General features: G+C 32.9%; 3 protein-coding genes. All 3 read left to right on the forward strand.

The window, feature by feature from the left end; genetic code table 11:
• Positions 1–220 (forward strand): hypothetical protein (locus tag F6K13_RS16515; protein WP_287287853.1); only part of this gene is annotated, 220 nt, incomplete at its 5' end.
• Positions 221–792: 572 nt separating this feature from the next.
• Entirely contained in the window at positions 793–2,256 is a 1,464-nt protein-coding gene (locus tag F6K13_RS16520; protein WP_287287854.1) for a tetratricopeptide repeat protein, read from the forward strand.
• A 306-nt stretch (positions 2,257–2,562) separates the two neighbouring features.
• Positions 2,563–5,019, forward strand: coding sequence for a CHAT domain-containing protein (locus F6K13_RS16525; protein ID WP_124145057.1), 2,457 nt, complete (start codon positions 2,563–2,565; stop codon positions 5,017–5,019).
• Positions 5,020–5,391: the final 372 nt, after the last annotated feature.

The following is a 5,391-nucleotide window of genomic DNA, read 5'->3' on the forward strand; positions in this document are numbered from 1 at the left end:
ATACTTTTCCTCAGGAGTCAGGAGTCAGGAGTCAGGAGTCAGGAGTCAGCAGTCAGGAGGGAAGAAAGAAGGAAAAGGAATAGGAAGAGGAGGAAAAGGAGAAAGTTTTTTGGTCGTGTCAGGGGAACGGAGTTCTATGGCGCTCTTATCCAGACATGATATAAAAGGCAAAAAGCAATATAAATGCAGTTTCAACCTACTAAAGAAGTTGGGTTTATGAAGAACAGACCATAGCGTTGCATATTTGAGGGATGAAAGGGTGTGGGGAGTGTGGAGGACGTTATATATTTGCCCATTGGAATTATAGTAGCTCGTCTAGACTAAGAATTATGGGTAAAAACTCAACCCTCGATCCTCCCTTACCAAGGAGGGGAATAACTCATAAGGGTAGGTTGTTTAACCCACATTTTCAAGCAAAACTTGCTAATAGTTTGAGAAAAAGAGGAAGTAAAAGATGGGTTACCTTTTTTTGCAAAGATTCATTCCTTAGTCCAGCAATGCTTATACCATACAGCAGTTTTCATTTCGGTAGACCACAGTAGGGGTGTTAACGTAGTTGTGCGCTAGCTAATGGCCATTAGCCCCTACAGGTTTTTGGTCCCTACAGGTTTTTGATTATGGCGATGTGGTTCATCAATCAATAACAGCGTTGTAAGTATAGCGATTTCCAAAAAGCGTGAGGTACAAAATTTTAGGTTTTACAACAGGGAAGAAAGATAAAAGTTTACCTAACTCAACCTAGCACCTACTCAAAAAGTTCAATATAGCAAAATTTTATGAATTTGGTAGAAAATGATAAATTGGAAATATTTTAGATTAATTATCGGTACTGTATTTTTCTTGATTTTGCCTCCATCTCTAGTAACAGAGAAAATAGAGAAAGTACAGATATATTCAAAAGCAGTTGCAGAAGAGACTAAAAAATATAGCGATCGCCTGACTCAAGAAAACCTACAAACTCAAGCACAGGAACTTGATAAGAAAGCTAAACAAAAACTTGAAAATGGGGAATTAAAAACGGCCTTAGAAACTTTGCAGCAACTCCTAGATATTCATACTCAACAGGGCGTTCGCGATAGCGGAACGGAGTTCTATCGCCTTAATATCAGCAGCACCCTCTACAGTATGGCCAGCATCGATCGACAACTGCAGCAGTATCAGAAAGCTTTAGAAAATTATCAGCAAGCTTTGGAAATTCGTCAACAGTTAGGCGATACAGAGCAAATTGCTGTCATCCTACATAATATTGGTACAGTTTATTCTCACCTAAGTCAATATCCCCAAGCATTAGCATCATTCAATAAAGCACTGAAAATGCGTAGGCAACTGCGCGATACTACTGCTATTAGTAGCACTTTAAATAAAATAGGTGTTATCTACGATCGCCAAGGTAAATATCCAAAAGCTATAGAGTTTTATGAAGAAGCTTTAGAAATGGCTAAAAAGGAAAAGGATAATGTCAATCTTACTGCAATTTTAAGTAATCTTGGCTTAGTTAATTCAAGGTTAGGTCGCTATAAACAAGCTATAGATTTTTATCAGAAAGTTTTACAGAATAATCCCCAAAACAAAGCTAAGGTTTTAACATATATTGGAGCAATTTATCGCCACTTAGAAGAGTTTTCTAAGGCTTTAAAGTTTTATCAACAAGCTTTAGAAGTTTATGAAGAAAATCAAGACCGTTTGAATATAGCAATAACTATAGATAATATAGGTGTAATTTATCGAGAACAGAAAAAATATTCCCAAGCATTAGAATCCCATCAACAAGCATTAGTTATTTGGGAAGAGTTAGGTGATCGGGAAGGTAAATCTGCCTCTGTTCATAATATTGGTATAGTGTATCGAGAGTCCGGTCAGTATTCTGAATCTCTAGAATTTTTGACTCATACTTTAATTCTCGATCGACAACTTGAAAACCAAAATAGAGAAAGAATTACTCTTGCTGATATAGGAAAATTATTAGCAAAAAATGATCGACCAGAATTAGCAATAATATTTTATAAACAATCAATTAATATTACAGAAAAAATCCGCAAAGATTTACAGGTTTTACCAGTAGAGGAACAAAAGGATTATTTAGACGGTACTGTTACTGACATTTATCGGGATTTAGCTGATTTATTGCTCGAGCAAAAAAGAGCCATAGAATCGCATCAAATTCTTGATTTGTTGAAAGTACAAGAAGTATTTGAGTATATGGGAGGTATCAAAGCTGATGATAAAATTATAGGCAATAGTTTTGAAGATATATAGCAATCAGGAATCAGTTGTGAGAATTGAGGTGTTCCTTAAAAGTATAGAATATGGCAATTCTTATATTCATATAATACGTTTTTTCTTCTTCTTTGTTCCCTGTTACCTGTGCCCTAAAAGCTTCCAATATCTCACAACTCAAATCATATTGCTATAGTTAAGAAAGAATTGGTTAGGACTTATGCGGATAATAAATCTTAGACTAGGAAATGTTTTTCTAACTGCTCCCTGTTCCCTGCTATAGTTGAATGCTGAATGCTTACCTTATAGTTATACATAATACACATAAAAAATATAGTTGAAAAAATGATAAATTGGAAATATTTCAGATTAATTATATCTACTGCATGTTTATTAATTATTATTCCATCTATACCAGTCGATAAAAATTTTAATCTAAATTCAAAAGCACAAGCACAAGTTAAGACAAATTCTGTTAGTCCTATTTTACAGAACAATCAAAAAATTGAAATACAGCAACAAGAAAAGCAAGTTCAATCAGAATTTTACAACGATCAACTTGATGAAAATTTGGAACAATTACAAGAAAAATTAGAAAAATTAACTCCAGAAGACGATCGCTTTGAGATTATTCATACTTTGAAGAAAATTGCTATTGCTTATGATGCTCAAGGTAAGTATTTCAAAGCCTTAGAATATTATCAAAAAGCTTTAAAAAATGCTAAAAAAAATCAGGATAGTGAAAATATTATTGCTATTTTAAATAAGATTGGTGTGGTGTATTCCCAGTTAGGTTTGTATGAGCAAGCTATCGATTATTATAAACAAGTTTTAAAGAAAAATCCTCCAGAAAAAAACAATATATTCAGTAATATTGGAGCAATTTATCGCCACTTAAAAAAATATTCTCAAGCCTTAGAATACCTTCGACAAGCTTTAAAAAATTATCAAGAAAATCAAGACAATCTTGGTACAGCTCAAACCCTTAATCATATAGGTGTAATTTATCGAGAGCAAGAGAAATACTCTCAAGCATTAGAGAATCATAAACAAGCATTAGCTATTCAAGAAGAAGAAGGCGATCAAGAAGGTAAAGCAGTTACTTTTCATAATATTGGTAAAGTTTATCAAGATCTAAATAAGTATTCGGAATCCCTAAAATTTTTAAATCATAGTTTAATTATAGATAGACAACTTGATAACAAAGGAAAAGAAGGAATTCATCTTGCTAATCTAGGTAAATTATTAGAAACAAAAAATCAGACTGAATTAGCAATAATTTTCTATAAACAATCAGTTAATATTACAGAAAGTATCAGGAAAAATTTAAAAGTTTTACCAGCAGAAGAGCAAGAGGCTGATGTAGAAAGTGTTGCTGAAACATATCGTACTTTAGCTGAATTATTACTACAAAAAAAACGCGCACTCGAAGCACATCAAATTATAGACTTACTCAAAGTCCAAGAAATATTTGAGCAGATGGGTAGTTTACAGATTGACAACCATAAATATAGTGAATTGCCATTACTAGAATCAGAAGAACTCTTTTGGAAAAAATATAGTCAGCTCATAGAAGCAGCAAGTGATACGAAAAACCAAAATCAACTAGAGGAAAAATTACTAGAAATTATTGAATTTTTTGATAGTGAAGAAGTGAAATCTATTGTATCAGAATTAAAAGAAAATGCTGAAAATCAAAAACTAAGTTCAGATATAGTATTTTCTTTACAACTTGAACTAAAAAAACATCAAAATAAAAATACAGTAGTATTATATCCATTAGTTTTAGAAGACCGACTAGAATTAATATTAGTAAGTTCAAATTATCCCCCGGTGCATCGTACTGTGTCGGTAAAACGAGAAGAATTTAATCAAGCTATCTTTGAATTAAGAGTAAGATTAATCAATAGAAATAATTCTCAATCATTACCTAACGAAAATAATAATCAATCTGAAAAAAGAATTATGCTGGCAGGATTTAAACTCTACAATTGGTTAATTAAACCTCTAGAGAAAGAGCTAAGACTTACTAAAGCTAAAACTATTATTTATGCACCAGATGGACAATTACGTTATATTCCTTTAGCAGCTTTATATGATGGTAGAAAATGGCTAGTAGAAAGGTTTGAAATTAATAATATTACTGCTGCAAGTTTAATGGATTTAGAGCCTAGGGAAAATTTTCAACCAGTCATTTTGGCAGGTGCTTTAACTGAAGGTAGTTATCAATTTCAGGTAGGTAGACGAAGATTTGAATTTGAAGGATTACCTTTTGCGGGAGTAGAAGTAGAGAATATAGAGCAGATATTTCCTGAAACTAATAAATTATTAGGAAATGAATTTACTAAAGAAGCTATGGAATTAAATATGGATAGCCATAATATTGTACATTTTGCCACTCATTCTGCCTTTGTCAATGGTCATCCAGAAGAATCTTTTATCTTATTTGGAGATGGCGATCGCGCTACATTAGGAGATGTGAAATATTGGAATTTAAAGGATGTAGAATTAGTGGTATTGAGTGCTTGTCAAACTGCTCTGGGAAAAGATATAGGAAATGGTCAAGAAATACTCGGTTTTGGTTATCGAGTGCAAGAAGCTGGTGCAGCAGCAACATTAGCAACTTTATGGTTAGTTGATGACCAAGCTACTCATGAATTTATGAATTATTTTTATGTAGCTTTGAATAAAGGAGTAAGTAAGGTAGAATCGCTAAGAGAAGCACAAGTTAATATGATTAATAGTGAGTATAATCATCCTTATTATTGGGCACCATTTATTTTAATTGGTAATGGTTTTTGAGAGGGAAGAAGTAAGAATTCAGGGATCAGCTTTATTACCTTTTGTAGACAATTTAAGCTTGCTGTTCTTATGCTTCAATATGGGTTTTATATTTACAGGATAGTAAGCATTCAGCCGTCAGCTATCAGCCATAAGCTATTGCTTTTCGTTTACGATAAAAGCTTTATTAATTGTCTGACTACAAAAAGTTAGCTCCCTTGTCCTTAAAGTCTATATTAATTTAAACACTGTCCTTAAGAAGAGAATATTGTTGCTGAAGTGCGCAGTTCCTCCGCAGGAGGCTAGCTGACAGCTAATAGCTGAATGCTTACACAGTATGTATTTAAGAGTTCATCAATTGATAATGGATAATGAATAATTGATAATTAGGGA

The sequence above is a fragment of the Okeania sp. SIO2B9 genome (assembly GCF_010672505.1).
Taxonomy (GTDB): Bacteria; Cyanobacteriota; Cyanobacteriia; order Cyanobacteriales; family Microcoleaceae; genus Okeania; species Okeania hirsuta.